We start from the raw sequence: 12,845 nt of genomic DNA on the forward strand, positions 1-12,845 counted from the left end.
ACCGACCCTGACACGGGCAGGGGTTTGGATGTTTATGCGGTGCAAACCCTACTGGACGCTATTTGAGGTCGTGCGGGGAGGGTGCCCAACCCGGCGCGCCGGTTCCCGTGCCGGCTGAGTCGCCGCTCACAGCGCCATTCTGACGCACCGCGAGGGCGGCACGCACATGTGTACGGCACGGGGTGGCCGGAGGCCGCGGGTTGACGCGGGGGCGTTACGTTCGGGGGGTGCCCTACTTCGACGCCGCCTCCTCCCTCCCCCTGCACCCGGTCGCCCGGCAGGCCCTGCTGGCCGCCCTCGACGACGGCTGGGCCGACCCCGGCCGCCCGCACCGCGAGGGCCGCCGGGCCCGGCTCCTGCTGGACGCGGCGCGCGAGTCGGCGGCGGAGTCGGTCGGGGTCCGGCCGGACGAACTGACGTTCACCACCTCCGGCACCCGCGCGCTGCACACCGGCATCGCCGGCGCGCTGGCCGGCCGCCGCCGGGCGAGCCGCCGGCTGCTGGTCTCCGCCGTCGAACACTCGGCCGTACTGCACGCCGCCGAGACCCACGGCGCGGCGGGCGGCACCGTCACCGAACTGCCGGTGGACCGGACCGGCCGGCTGCGGCTCGACGCGCTGCGCGCGGTGCTGGGCGACGGCGATCCGGCCGCGCTGCTCTGCCTCCAGTCCGCCAACCACGAGGTGGGCACCGTACAGCCGGTCGCCGAGGCCGCCGAGCTGTGCTGGGCGGCCGGTGTCCCGCTGCTGGTGGACGCCGCCCAGTCGCTGCCCTGGGGCCCGGTCCCCGGCGACTGGTCGCTGCTGGCGGCCAGCGCCCACAAGTGGGGCGGCCCGGCCGGGGTGGGGCTGCTGGCGGTGCGCAAGGGCGTACGGTTCGCTCCCCCGCCGCCCGCCGACGAGCGCGAGCGCGGTCACGCGCCCGGCTTCGAGAACATCCCGGCGATCGTGGCGGCGGCGGCCTCGCTGCGCGCGGTACGGCAGGAGGCGACGGCCGAGGCGGAGCGGCTGACCGCGCTGGTGGACCGGATCCGGGACCGGGTGCCGGAACTCGTCCCGGACACCGAGGTGGTGGGCGACCCGGCGCGGCGGCTGCCGCACCTGGTCACCTTCTCCTGCCTGTACGCGGACGGCGAGGCGCTGCTGCACGCCCTGGACCGGGCCGGCTTCGCGGTCTCCTCCGGCTCCTCGTGCACCTCCTCGACGCTGACGCCCAGCCATGTGCTGCGGGCGATGGGCGTGCTGTCGGAGGGCAACGTCCGCGTCTCGCTGCCGCCGGGGACCACCCGGGGCGAGGTGAACCGCTTCCTGGCCACTCTCCCCGAGGCGGTCGCCTCGGTCCGCGACCGGCTCACCACGACCGCCGAGCCGGCCGTGGTGGCGAGCGGCCCGGACGGGGTGACGGTGGACGCGCTGGGCAAGCGCTGCCCGGTCCCGGTGATCGAGCTGGCCAAGGTGATCGGCACCGTGCCGGTGGGCGCGGTGGTCACCGTCCTGGCGGACGACGAGGCCGCCCGCCTGGACATCCCCGCCTGGTGCCACACCCACCGCCACACCTATCTCGGTGAGACCACCGAGTCCGGCGCCCCCGCGTACCGGGTCCGCCGGGCGGACGGCTGACCACGCCCGCCCCCGGCGCCGCCCGGAACGGGCCGGCGGGCCGGGCGCGGCCGGGCGGTCAGCCCAGGTGCTGGCGGACCTCCGCCGCCGCGTCCTCGCCGTAGGTCTTGGTGAAACGGTCCATGAAGGGGCCGCGGCTCAGGGTGTACTCCTGGGTGCCGACCGTCTCGATCACCAGCGTGGCCAGCATGCAGCCCACCTGCGCCGCCCGCTCCAGGGAGGCGCCCCAGGCCAGGCCGGCCAGGAACCCGGCCCGGAAGGCGTCACCCACGCCGGTCGGGTCGGTCTTGGACTCCTCCTCGGGACAGCCGACGAAGATCGTCTCCTCACCGGCCCGGTCGATCCGCACCCCGCGCGCGCCGAGCGTGGTGACCTGGGTGCCGACCTTGCTCAGCACCTCCTGCGCCGACCAGCCGGTCTTGGTCTCGATGAGGGCCTTCTCGTACTCATTGTTGAAGAGGTACGCGGCGCCCTCGGTCAGCGTCTTGATGTCCTCGCCGTTCATCCGCGCCAGCTGCTGCGAGTAGTCGGCGGCGAACGGGATGCCCCGGGTCCGGCACTCCTCGGTGTGCCGCATCATCGCCTCGGGGTCGTCCGCCCCGATGTGCACCAGATCCAGCTCACCCACCCGGCCGGCCACGGCCGCCAGCTCGATCAGCCGGGCCTCGCTCATCGCCCCGGTGTAGAAGGAGCCGATCTGGTTGTGGTCGGAGTCCGTCGTACACACGAAGCGGGCGGTGTGCAGCACTTCGGAGATCCGTACGGCGGAGGTGTCCACGCCGTGCCGGTCCAGCCAGGCCCGGTACTCCTCGAAGTCCGCCCCGGCCGAGCCCACCAGGATCGGGCGGGCGCCCAGCTGGCCCATCCCGAAGCAGATGTTGGCGCCGACCCCGCCGCGCCGCACCTCAAGCCCGTCCACCAGGAAGGAGAGCGAGATGGTGTGCAGCTGATCCGCCACCAGCTGGTCGGCGAACCGGCCGGGGAAGGTCATCAGATGGTCATGGGCGATGGAGCCGGAGACGGCGATGCGCACGGTGAGCTGCTCCTGGGGAGGCACGGATACGGGCCCGACCAGGCTACCCGTGGCCCCAGGAACCCGGCACGGGGTCGTTCCGTCCCAGTGGTGAAGCCCATGAGAGGAGCCTGGCCGTGGCTGAAGAGGCGCAAGAGGCGGAAGAGACGGACGTGCTCGCCGAGGCGCGGGAGCCGCAACGTGCGGAGCGCCCCCGCTGGATGACCGTCGCCGCGGGCGCCCTTGGTGTGGCCCTGCTGACGGGCGGCCTCTTCGGCGCCCAGGCGGTCTTCGGCAGGGACGGTGGCGGGGAAGCCGGCAATGAGTCGGCCTCGGAGCCGGGGGTGGCCCGGCCCGGCTCGGCCGGACAGGACGAGGTCGGCGCCGGAGACTGGCCGGGGCCGTACGGCGGGGCTTCGCTGGAGATCACCGGGGAGCTGCCCGAGGGGCCGGGCCGTGCCCAGGCGTACCGGTTCCCGGAGGAAATCACCAGGGAGCAGGTCGCCGAACTGGCCGCGCTGCTGGGTGTGGACGGCGAGCCGGGGCGCAGCGACGGCTCCTGGACCGTCTACGGTTCCGATCCGGCCGCGCCCTTTGTGTCGGTGTCCCGGGAGACGGGGCAGTGGTCCTACTACGGCGCGCCCCTGACCGTTGAGTACGTCCAGGTGGAGCCGGGCGACCCCGACGCGGGGGTGAGCAGTGACGCGGTATCCCCTCGGGAGCCGATGGGGCCGGTGCCGACCGAGGCGGAGGCGCTGGAGGCGGCCGGGCCGCTGCTGGAGGCGCTGGGGGTGGCGCAGACCCCGGTGGAGTACCTGGACTACGGCGACGGGAACCGGACACTGCTTTTCCCGCGTGAGGTGGACGGGCTGCGCGCCCACGGGATGGAGACCGAGGTCTCGGTCTCGCCGCAGGGCGCGATCGTGTCCGCGTCCGGAGCGCTCGGGGAGCCGGTGGCCGCCGGGGAGCGGGAGATCGGCACCGCGCGAGAGGCGCTTGAGGCGCACCACTGGGGCTGGAACGACTCGGTGTACGCGCCGGCGGTCGAGTGCGTGGTGCTGAATCCGCAGGCCATGCCGGACATCGACGGCGATCCGGGTGACACCGGGACCGCCGAACCGGGCGGCCGGGAGTGCGTGACGCCCGAACCGGCGCCGGAGCCGGAGCCGGAGCCGTCGAAGGTGACCGGCGCGGAGCAGTCGTTGATGTTCTGGCAGCAGGCCGACCACAGTCCGGTCGAGCTGGTGCCCGCCTGGACCTACACCGTCACTTCGGGCGACGGTATCGAGGGCACGCTCCAGTACCCGGCGGTGGAGTACGACTTCGCGGAGGCCGGGGCGGATCCGGGCAACGCCGGTGAGGTGACCGAACCGGGCAGCCCCGGGACGGGCGAAGGGTCCACCGGTGCCGGTGACGGCGGGGAACCCGGTTACGGCGTGCCGGGTGTCACCGCGTACGACCCGGCGGATACCGTCCTCGGCTTCACCACCTGGGTGGGAGTGTGCGAGGAGTACCGGGCGGTGGCCGAGGAGTCGGGGGACGAGGTGCGGCTCCGTATCGAGGCGGTCCCGGGCAGCGCCGACTACGAGGCGTGCATCCTGGTCGCCGAGGAGCGGACCTTCGAGGTGACGCTGGAGGCTCCCGTCGGGGACCGGACGCTGGTCGACGAGTGGGGCCAGGAGATCCCGGTGAGCTGATCACCGGGCACGGCACGGCACGGCGAAGGGCGGCGGCCCCCACTCGGGGGGCCGCCGCCCGTTCCGTTCGGCTCAGCGCGGCGCGGCTGGGCTCAGCTGAAGGAGTCGCCGCAGGCGCAGGAGCCGGTGGCGTTGGGGTTGTCGATGGTGAAGCCCTGCTTCTCGATGGTGTCGACGAAGTCGATGGAGGCGCCGCCCAGGTACGGGGCGCTCATCCGGTCGGTGACGACCTTGACGCCGTCGAAGTCCTTGACGACGTCGCCGTCCAGCGAGCGCTCGTCGAAGAAGAGCTGGTAGCGCAGCCCGGAGCAGCCACCCGGCTGGACCGCCACGCGCAGCGCGAGGTCTTCCCGGCCTTCCTGCTCCAGCAGGCTCTTGACCTTGCCCGCGGCAGCGTCGGAAAGGATGATGCCGTCGCTCACAGCGGTCTTGTCCGATACGGACATCTGCTTCTCTCCCGGGTAGTGCGGAATCCTCTGCCGGCTGCTCCAACAGAAAGCCCGCCGGATTCATTCCGGCTCTGGGCGGGTGTTTTTCCCTTCCTCCCATGCTCGCACACCCCCGGTGACCCGGAACCAGGGATGCGTCACATTGACGCTTTCGCCATCGTCAAACGGACACGGGACGGTTATCATCCATAACGTCAGTTAGACGAAAAGGCGTGGACGCGCCAGAAAGGGTGGGTGGCATGAACACCGCCCCGAGCACCGCCGATCCCCTGGATGTCCAGCCCAGCCCCCTGGCTCTCCTGCTGCTCGGCCGCGAGGCCGACGCCGCCAGCGAGCGCGGCGTGGACTGCCCCGGCGACCTCCCCTCCCCCTCCGACCCCGACCTGGTCGCCCGCGCCCGGGCCGCCAAGGAGCGGCTCGGCGAGCGCGTCTTCGTCCTGGGCCACCACTACCAGCGCGACGAGGTCATCCAGTTCGCCGATGTCACCGGCGACTCCTTCAAGCTCGCCCGCGACGCCGCCGCCCGCCCCGGCGCCGAGTACATCGTCTTCTGCGGCGTGCACTTCATGGCCGAGTCCGCGGACATCCTCACCACCGACGACCAGCAGGTCATCCTCCCCGACCTGGCCGCCGGCTGCTCCATGGCCGACATGGCCACCGCCGAGCAGGTCGCCGAGTGCTGGGACGTGCTCACCGAGGCCGGCGTCGCGGCGAGCACCGTGCCCGTCTCGTACATGAACTCCTCCGCCGACATCAAGGGCTTCACCGGCCGGCACGGCGGCACCATCTGCACCTCCTCCAACGCCGAGCGCGCGCTGCGCTGGGCGTTCGGGCAGGGCGAGAAGGTGCTCTTCCTCCCCGACCAGCACCTGGGCCGCAACACCGCCGTGCGCGAACTCGGCATGGCCCTGGAGGACTGTGTCCTCTACAACCCGCACAAGCCGAACGGCGGGCTCACCCCCCAGCAGCTGCGCGACGCGAAGATGATCCTGTGGCGCGGCCACTGCTCGGTGCACGGCCGGTTCTCGCTGGAGTCGGTGGAGGACGTACGGGCCCGGATCCCCGGCGTCAATGTGCTGGTGCACCCCGAGTGCAAGCACGAGGTGGTGGCCGCCGCCGACTACGTCGGCTCCACCGAGTACATCATCAACACCCTGGAGGCCGCCCCGGCCGGCACCAGCTGGGCGATCGGCACCGAGCTGAACCTGGTCCGCCGGCTGGCGAATCGTTACGCCGCCCAGGGCAAGGAGATCGTCTTCCTCGACAAGACCGTCTGCTTCTGCTCCACCATGAACCGCATCGACCTGCCGCACCTGGTGTGGACCCTGGAGGCGCTGGCCGAGGGCCGCACCGTCAACCGGATCACGGTCGACCCGCAGACCGAGAAGTACGCCAAGCTCGCCCTGGAGCAGATGCTCGCCCTGCCCTGAGCCGGCCACCGGCTCGGTGCGGCCCCGCTCAGCCGGGGAACCGGGGCCGCACCAAGCCCGTCTCGTACGCCGTCATCACCAGCTGCGCCCGGTCCCGGGCCGCCAGCTTGGTCAGCAGCCGGTTGATGTGGGTCTTCACCGTCAGCGGGCTGACCTCGAACCGGGCCGCGATCTCGTCGTTCGACAGACCGCCGGCCACCTCCACCAGCACCTCGCGCTCCCGGGCCGTCAGCACATCGAGGTCCGCCACCGGGCCGTCGCCCGCCGCGCCGTGGCCGCCGGTGGCCAGGAAGCGGGTGATCAGCGACCGGGTCGCGGCCGGCGACAGCAGCGCCTCGCCCGCCGCCACCAGCCGGATCGCCGACAGCAGCTCCCCCGGCTCGGCGCCCTTGCCCAAGAACCCGGACGCGCCGGCCCGCAGCGACTCCACCACATAGTCGTCCGACTCGAAGGTGGTCAGAATGACCACCCGCACCCCGCTCAGCCGGGGATCCGCGCTGATCTCCCGGGTCGCCGCGAGCCCGTCGAGGCCCGGCATCCGGATGTCCATCAGCACCACATCGGCGCCCTGATCCCGCAGCAGCGCCAGCGCGGCGGCACCGTCGGACGCCTCCCCGGTGACCGTCATGTCCGGCTCGGACTCCACCAGCACCCGGAACGCGCTGCGCAGGAGCGCCTGGTCATCGGCCAGCACCACCCGGATCATGCCCACACCCTCTCCACTCTCCACTCTCCGCTGTCCGCTGTCCGCTGTCCGCTGTCCGCCACGGCATCAGCCGCACGGACGTATCCAGCCCCGGTCGCCGAGCGCGGCACGCTCCACCGCGGGGCCGCCCGGCGAGCGCAGCGGCAGCACCACCCGGACCCGGAAGCCGCCGCCCTCCAGCGGCCCGGTCTCGCAGCTGCCGCCCAGCGCCGCGGCCCGCTCCCGCATGCCGGTCAGTCCATGGCCGCCACCGCCCTCGTGACCGGTCCTGGGCGCCGCACCGCCGTGCCCATCATCCAGCACCGTCACTTCGAGCCGGGCATCGTCCCCCCGGCCGCCGCGCGCTATCCGCACCCGGGCCTTGGCGTCGGGTCCGGCGTGCTTGTGCACATTGGTGAGCGCCTCCTGCACCACCCGGTACGCGGCCAGGTCCACGGCGGACGGCAGCGGGCGTTCCTCCTCCCCGTCGCGCTCCACGGCCACCGCCATGCCGGCCCGGCTGAACCCGTCGACGAGATCGCCGAGCACCGCCAGCCCCTTGGTGGGCTCGGTCGGGGCCACCGGGTCATCGCGGTGCCGCAGCAGCCCGACCGTGGTCTGGAGCTCGCTCAGCGCCTGCCGGCTGGCGAGCCGCACCTGGGCAAGCGCCTCCTTGGCCTGGTCGGGGCGGCTGTCCATGACATGGGAGGCGACGCCGGCCTGCACATTGACCAGCGCGATGTGGTGGGCGACGACATCGTGCAGTTCGCGGGCGATCCGCAGCCGCTCCTCGGCGACCCGGCGGCGGGCCTCCTCCTCGCGGGTGGCCTCGGCGCGCTCGGCCCGCTCCCGTATCGCGTTGACGGCGGCCCGCCGGTGCCGCATGGCGTCGCCCGCCAGGCCGGCCACGGCGGTCCAGGCGATGATGCCGAGGTTCTCCGAGGCGTACCAGGGCTGGGCGCCCAGCAGCATGCCGGCCACCGTGACCATCGCCAGGGTGCCCATGCCCACCCGCACCGTGGTGGGTCGGTCGGTGCTGGCGGCCACGGTGAACAGGGCCAGCGCCACCATGACCATCATCGAGGTGTGCCGTTCGGCGGGCGGGTGCGAGTCCGTGCCCATGATCAGCTCGACGAAGGTCAGCAGGATGACGACGCCCAGCACCGGGCGGGGATGGCGGCGGCGCAGCACCAGCACGCCGGCGCCCAGCAGCGCGGTGACGACGGTGTGGGCGGGCAGCGGGCGTTCGCCGAAGCCTCCGGCGGCAGCGGTACCCGCGCCCGGGTGCTTGCCGACCGTGACGGAGGCGACGAGAACGATCGCCAGCATCACCGAGGCCACCAGCGCGTCCACGACCAGCGGATGCAGCAGCCAGGGCCGTGGGCGGGCGAGGGTCGCGGGGGGAGCGGTCACTTTGCCAAGAGTACGAGCAGAGGCCGGTTTCCGGCACCGGCCGTATCGCGTACGGCCGGTGCGGTGGGTGCGGCCGGTCGGCGCGGAGCCGGACCGGACCGGTTGGCCCGGGGTCAGTCCGGGATCAGGCCCTCGTCGGTGAGCATCGCGCGGACCTCGTCGATGCTCGCGTCCGGCGGGGGCAGCAGCAGATCGGAGGGTTCGAGCGCGTCGGCGTCCAGCGGGGTGCCCATGGTCCGGACGGCGTCCAGCAGCGCGCTCAGCGTGCGGCGGAAGCCTTCCTCGTCATGGGCCTCGACCTCGGCCGTCAGCTCGTCGTCGAGTTCATTGAGCTTGGGGAAGTGGCTGTCATCCAGCTTCACCTGCCCCTCACCCATGATCCGTACGATCACACCGGTCTCCTTGCCCCTGATCCCAGATGTCCCAGTTGGAGGTGTTCTTCAGCGCGGACAGGCTGTCACTGCTTGTCGAACTTGGGGGAATCCTGCTGGTCGCCCCGCGTGGCGGAGCCGTTGCCACCCTCGATGGCGGCCCGGCCGCCGCTGCTGCCGCCGGACAGCTCGGCCTTCATCCGCTCCAGCTCCAGCTCCACGTCGGAGTTGGAGGAGATCCGGTCCAGCTCGGCGGTCAGATCGTCCTTGGAGGTGCCGGTCGGGTCGTCCAGGGCGCCCGAGGCGAGCAGCTCGTCGATGGCCCCGGAGCGGGCCTGGAGCTGAGCCGTCTTGTCCTCGGCCCGCTGGATCGCCAGGCCGACGTCGCCCATCTCCTCGGAGATGCCGGAGAACGCCTCGCCGATCTGGGTCTGCGCCTGCGCGGCGGTGTAGGTGGCCTTGATGGTCTCCTTCTTCGTACGGAAGGCGTCCACCTTGGCCTGGAGCCGCTGGGCGGCGAGGGTCAGCTTGTTCTCCTCGGCCTGGAGCGTCTCGTGCTGTGTCTGGAGGTCGGAGACCTGCTGCTGGAGCGCCGACCGCCGGGTCAGCGCCTCGCGGGCCAGGTCCTCACGGCCCAGCGCGAGGGCCTTCTTGCCCTGCTCCTCCAGCTTGGAGGACTGGCCGTTCAGCTGATTCAGCTGAAGCTCCAGGCGCTTGCGGGAGGTCGCGACGTCGGCGACCCCGCGGCGTACCTTCTGAAGCAGCTCCAGCTGCTTCTGGTACGAGTAATCGAGCGTCTCGCGCGGGTCCTCGGCCCGGTCCAGGGCCTTGTTGGCTTTCGCGCGGAAGATCATCCCCATCCGCTTCATCAAACCACTCATCGGCCTGGGCGCCCCCTTCATGACGGACTCGGACCTTAAGACCATTGTGCTGCTTGATCCCCTAGCCTACGGGGCGCTCTCCCATTAGCGCATCGTCCGGCCCGTAATCGGGTCATCCCGCAGGAGGATCGATACCTGTCCGAGTCCGGCGCAGGGTGGAGGGGTGACCCCGGGGTGACCCCCGGTTTCCCCAGGGGGCTCACGGTTCCCGGGCCCCACCCCGTACTCTTGAGGTGTGTTCCGAAGCCGTGCGAAAGAAGAGCAGGCCCCCGCGACGGTGGCCGAGCCGCAGATCCGTGACGCCCAGGCGCCCAAGGGGCGGCCCACCCCGAAGCGCAGTGAGGCCGAGGCGCTGCGGCGTGCCGTCGTCAAGCCGCCGGCTTCGCGCAAGGAGGCCGCGAAGCGGCAGCGTGACGCCCGCAAGGTGGCGCTCGCCAAGCAGCGCGAGGCGCTGCTGAGCGGTGACGAGCGGCATCTGCCGCTGCGCGACCGGGGTCCGGTGCGGCGGTTCGCGCGGGACTTCACGGACAGCAAGTGGCATGTGGCGGAGTACTTCCTGCCGATCGCCGTGGTGATCCTGATCCTGAGCATGATCCCGTCGGCGGCGCCGATCGCGATGCTGCTGTGGATGGGTGTCATCCTCATGATCGTGGTGGACTCCGTGGTGTCCTCGCGGCAGCTGAAGAAGGCGCTCAAGGAGCACTACCCGAACGAGAGCCTGCGCGGTGCGCGGGCGTACGCCCTGATGCGTACGCTCCAGCTGCGCCGGATGCGGCTGCCGAAGCCGCAGATCAAGCGGGGCGAGGCGCCTCGTACCGGCCGCTGAGGCTTCGCGGCCGACGGCTGAGCGGCTGATTCGCTTTTTTCACACGCCCCCCGGATGGCGCAGCGCTTCTGCGCCGTCCCGGGGGCGTGCGCGGTGACAATCCGATGCATGACGCCGATCTTGGGGCCCGCTGGTCTCCGCCGCCGCCGCTCGCTCGTCGCGCTGGGTGCCGCCTGGGTGCTGCTGGGCGGCTGTACGCAGGCGGAGCGCTCCGCGCCGGCCGCCGATATCGCGCCACGGGCGGACGCGGGGGCGCTGGAGGACGCGTACCAGCAGGTGGTGAGCGATGTGCTGCCCTCGGTCGTGCAGATCACCACGGCGGACGGGCTCGGCTCGGGGATCATCTACGACAGCGACGGGCACATCGTCACCAATGCCCATGTGGTGGGTGAGCAGAAGGAGTTCGAGGTGCTGCTGGCGGACCAGCAGCAGCCGCTCGCGGCCACCCTGGTGGCCGCCTATCCCCCGCAGGATCTCGCGGTGATCGTGCTGGACGAGGCGCCGGGCCGGCTGCGGCCCGCGACGTTCGGGGACAGTGGGCGGGTGGAGGTGGGGCAGATCGTGCTGGCGATGGGCAATCCGCTGGGGCTCTCCTCCAGCGTGACCCAGGGGATCGTCTCGGCGGTGGGCCGCTCGGTGAGCGAGGGCGAGGGTCAGGCGACGCTGGGCAACATGGTGCAGACCTCGGCGGACATCAATCCGGGCAACAGCGGGGGCGCGCTGGTGAATCTGAAGGGCGAGGTGATCGGCATCCCGACGCTGGCGGCGCGCGATCCGCAGCTGGGCGGGGGGCAGGCGCCGGGGATCGGGTTCGCGATCCCGGCCCGTACGGTCACCGATCTGGCCGATCAGATGATCGAGAACGGGGAGGTGACGCAGTCGGGGCGGGCGGCGCTGGGGGTGAGCGTGCGGACCATTCTGGGCGACGGCTTCCAGCCGATCGGGGCGGCCATCGTGGATCTGACGGCGGACGGCCCGGCGGCGAAGGCGGGGCTGCGGGCCGGGGATGTGCTGGTGCGGCTCGGCGATGACGTGGTGAGTGATGTGGTGACGCTGTCGGAGGCGCTGGCGGCGTATCAGCCGGGCGACAAGGTGACGGTGGGGTATCTGCGCAACGGCGACCGCCATGACACGGAGGTGACGCTGGGCGAGGCGTGAGGGAGGGTGCGGGGCCGGGGGTGTCCCCGGCCCCGCGTGGGGTCAGCCGGCGTTGACGACGCCGTTGATCCAGCCCGTGTGGTGCTGGGTGCTGGGGGCCACGCCGTTGAAGACGCCGCAGTCCACGTTCGCCGGGTCGTTGTTCAGGTCGCGGGAGACCACGCCGGCCAGCAGCCAGCGGCCGTCGGCGTACTGGACGATCGGCGAGCCGGAGTCACCGTTGCAGCTGCCGCTCTCCGGCTCCGGGCTGAGGCAGAAGTCGCCGGGGGTGATGTCGTACTCGTCACCGATGGCGCACTCGCCGTCCGGGATCACGGTGGTGTTGAGCTCGCGCAGCTCGGTGGGGAGCACCGGCTCCCACTTGGTGAGGTAGCCCCAGCCCATCAGCCGGATCTCGTCGCCGGGCAGCGTGGGGGCGCCGGCCAGCGCGATGGGCTCCTTGTCCACGGTGCGGTCCAGCTTGAACAGCGCCAGGTCGGCGTGCGAGGTGCTGGAGTCGTAGTCGGGGTGGACGATGATCTGCTCGACGTCGGCCTCGACGCCGCCGCTGGTGCGGTCCAGGGAGCCGACCCGCACCTTGAAGAACGACGGGTCGATGGTGGTGCCGCCGGAGACGACGCAGTGGGCCGCGGTGAGCACCCACTCCTCGTCGATGAGCGAGCCCCCGCAGCGGTGGGTGAACAGACCGCTGTCGCGGAGCATGGTGATGTCGGTGACGAACTCGTACTCCTCGGTGGCCTTCTCGCCGCCGACGATGGCCTGGGCCCCGGCCGGGAACGCGGCCAGCGCGCCCGCGGCGACGGCCCCCGCGACCGCCCCCCGGACGAGGATGCGGCGTCGGCCCGCTGTGCTCGATGCGTGCGTCATAGGTCTTTGCTCGCCTTTCGTCATACACGTGCGCCCCCGTGCGGAGGGGCAGACGATCGCGTGGATCGTCTGCCCCTTCCGTGGCGCGTGTGGCCATCGTGGCCCATGGGACGAGGGTTTGCGATATGGAAAGCTGAACTGCCCATGAACTGGCTGGAATTGACGGGTCATTAAGCGGACATCACGGGCTCAGCTGTCATCGGCCGCGTCATGCAGACTCATCGGGCCGTACACCTTGGTGCCGTCCTCCAGCAGCGACACCTGGTCCACCCCCTCCGCCAGCAGGTCCTTCCAGATCTCCCCGATCCAGCTCTCCGCGTCCCCCTGCGTACCGAAGTCACCCGGATCCGAGCCCGTCGCCGCCACCGAACCGTCTGCCTTCTCGAACCGCCACACCCACGCCATGTACGCCTCCGCTTTCGCTGCTGCTACAAGTC

13 protein-coding genes are annotated in these 12,845 nt (G+C 71.9%); 5 read left to right on the forward strand and 8 right to left on the reverse strand.

Annotation, left to right across the window (positions count from 1 at the left end; genetic code table 11):
- The first annotated feature begins 227 nt into the window (after window positions 1-227).
- Window positions 228-1,619 carry a cysteine desulfurase/sulfurtransferase TusA family protein gene (locus tag AC5WRL_RS05375; RefSeq protein ID WP_496087123.1) on the forward strand — a complete coding sequence of 464 codons (1,392 nt, stop codon included), beginning with the start codon at window positions 228-230 and terminating at the stop codon, window positions 1,617-1,619.
- Between the two features lie 58 nt (window positions 1,620-1,677).
- Here AC5WRL_RS05375 and AC5WRL_RS05380 read toward each other — a convergent pair whose 3' ends face one another.
- Window positions 1,678-2,652: a carbohydrate kinase family protein gene (locus tag AC5WRL_RS05380; protein WP_496087124.1), complete on the reverse strand. Its 975-nt coding sequence runs from the start codon at window positions 2,650-2,652 to the stop codon at window positions 1,678-1,680.
- A gap of 116 nt (window positions 2,653-2,768) precedes the next feature.
- Between AC5WRL_RS05380 and AC5WRL_RS05385 the strand changes: the two genes are divergently transcribed.
- Window positions 2,769-4,328, forward strand: coding sequence for a hypothetical protein (locus AC5WRL_RS05385; RefSeq protein WP_496087125.1), 1,560 nt, complete (start codon window positions 2,769-2,771; stop codon window positions 4,326-4,328).
- Window positions 4,329-4,420: 92 nt separating this feature from the next.
- Here the strand turns inward: AC5WRL_RS05385 and AC5WRL_RS05390 are convergent, their stop codons facing one another.
- Complete coding sequence (locus AC5WRL_RS05390; RefSeq protein WP_496087126.1) at window positions 4,421-4,774, reverse strand: HesB/IscA family protein; 354 nt, start codon at window positions 4,772-4,774, stop codon at window positions 4,421-4,423.
- Window positions 4,775-5,016: 242 nt separating this feature from the next.
- On the opposite strand from AC5WRL_RS05390, the gene nadA reads away from it, so the two are divergent.
- Window positions 5,017-6,207, forward strand: a complete 1,191-nt coding sequence (nadA, locus tag AC5WRL_RS05395) for a quinolinate synthase NadA (RefSeq protein ID WP_496087127.1) — start codon at window positions 5,017-5,019, stop codon at window positions 6,205-6,207.
- 28 nt (window positions 6,208-6,235) lie between these two features.
- Here nadA and AC5WRL_RS05400 read toward each other — a convergent pair whose 3' ends face one another.
- The 4 genes from AC5WRL_RS05400 to AC5WRL_RS05415 all read right to left on the reverse strand — a co-directional run bounded on the left by AC5WRL_RS05400 (window position 6,236) and on the right by AC5WRL_RS05415 (window position 9,545).
- Window positions 6,236-6,913 carry a response regulator gene (locus AC5WRL_RS05400; protein ID WP_496087523.1) on the reverse strand — a complete coding sequence of 226 codons (678 nt, stop codon included), beginning with the start codon at window positions 6,911-6,913 and terminating at the stop codon, window positions 6,236-6,238.
- A gap of 66 nt (window positions 6,914-6,979) precedes the next feature.
- The gene (locus tag AC5WRL_RS05405) at window positions 6,980-8,305 is read right to left on the reverse strand and encodes a sensor histidine kinase (RefSeq protein WP_496087128.1); all 1,326 of its coding nucleotides are present in this window, start codon (window positions 8,303-8,305) and stop codon (window positions 6,980-6,982) included.
- A 113-nt stretch (window positions 8,306-8,418) separates the two neighbouring features.
- Window positions 8,419-8,697, reverse strand: a complete 279-nt coding sequence (gene pspAA / locus AC5WRL_RS05410) for a PspA-associated protein PspAA (protein WP_496087129.1) — start codon at window positions 8,695-8,697, stop codon at window positions 8,419-8,421.
- Window positions 8,698-8,762: 65 nt separating this feature from the next.
- Complete coding sequence (locus AC5WRL_RS05415; protein ID WP_496087524.1) at window positions 8,763-9,545, reverse strand: PspA/IM30 family protein; 783 nt, start codon at window positions 9,543-9,545, stop codon at window positions 8,763-8,765.
- A 247-nt stretch (window positions 9,546-9,792) separates the two neighbouring features.
- Between AC5WRL_RS05415 and AC5WRL_RS05420 the strand changes: the two genes are divergently transcribed.
- Both AC5WRL_RS05420 and AC5WRL_RS05425 read left to right on the forward strand, forming a co-directional pair.
- Window positions 9,793-10,383, forward strand: coding sequence for a DUF3043 domain-containing protein (locus tag AC5WRL_RS05420; RefSeq protein WP_496087130.1), 591 nt, complete (start codon window positions 9,793-9,795; stop codon window positions 10,381-10,383).
- A 108-nt stretch (window positions 10,384-10,491) separates the two neighbouring features.
- Window positions 10,492-11,541 (forward strand): S1C family serine protease, encoded by a 1,050-nt coding sequence (locus tag AC5WRL_RS05425; RefSeq protein ID WP_496087131.1) that lies wholly within the window; start codon window positions 10,492-10,494, stop codon window positions 11,539-11,541.
- 42 nt (window positions 11,542-11,583) lie between these two features.
- Here the strand turns inward: AC5WRL_RS05425 and AC5WRL_RS05430 are convergent, their stop codons facing one another.
- Window positions 11,584-12,408, reverse strand: coding sequence for a S1 family peptidase (locus AC5WRL_RS05430; protein WP_496087132.1), 825 nt, complete (start codon window positions 12,406-12,408; stop codon window positions 11,584-11,586).
- Window positions 12,409-12,597: 189 nt separating this feature from the next.
- Window positions 12,598-12,813, reverse strand: coding sequence for a hypothetical protein (locus AC5WRL_RS05435; protein ID WP_496087133.1), 216 nt, complete (start codon window positions 12,811-12,813; stop codon window positions 12,598-12,600).
- Window positions 12,814-12,845 lie beyond the last annotated feature (32 nt).

This window comes from Streptomyces sp. NTD107 (assembly GCF_059510435.1).

Excerpts from the sequence above, each read along its gene's own strand:
- AC5WRL_RS05390 (WP_496087126.1), bottom strand. The coding sequence starts at position 4,774 with ATGTCCGTATCGGACAAGACCGCTGTGAGCGACGGCATCATCCTTTCC.
- nadA (WP_496087127.1), top strand. The coding sequence starts at position 5,017 with ATGAACACCGCCCCGAGCACCGCCGATCCCCTGGATGTCCAGCCCAGC.
- AC5WRL_RS05400 (WP_496087523.1), bottom strand. The coding sequence starts at position 6,913 with ATGATCCGGGTGGTGCTGGCCGATGACCAGGCGCTCCTGCGCAGCGCG.
- AC5WRL_RS05415 (WP_496087524.1), bottom strand. The coding sequence starts at position 9,545 with ATGAAGCGGATGGGGATGATCTTCCGCGCGAAAGCCAACAAGGCCCTG.
- AC5WRL_RS05425 (WP_496087131.1), top strand. The coding sequence starts at position 10,492 with ATGACGCCGATCTTGGGGCCCGCTGGTCTCCGCCGCCGCCGCTCGCTC.
- AC5WRL_RS05430 (WP_496087132.1), bottom strand. The coding sequence starts at position 12,408 with ATGACGCACGCATCGAGCACAGCGGGCCGACGCCGCATCCTCGTCCGG.
- AC5WRL_RS05435 (WP_496087133.1), bottom strand. The coding sequence starts at position 12,813 with ATGGCGTGGGTGTGGCGGTTCGAGAAGGCAGACGGTTCGGTGGCGGCG.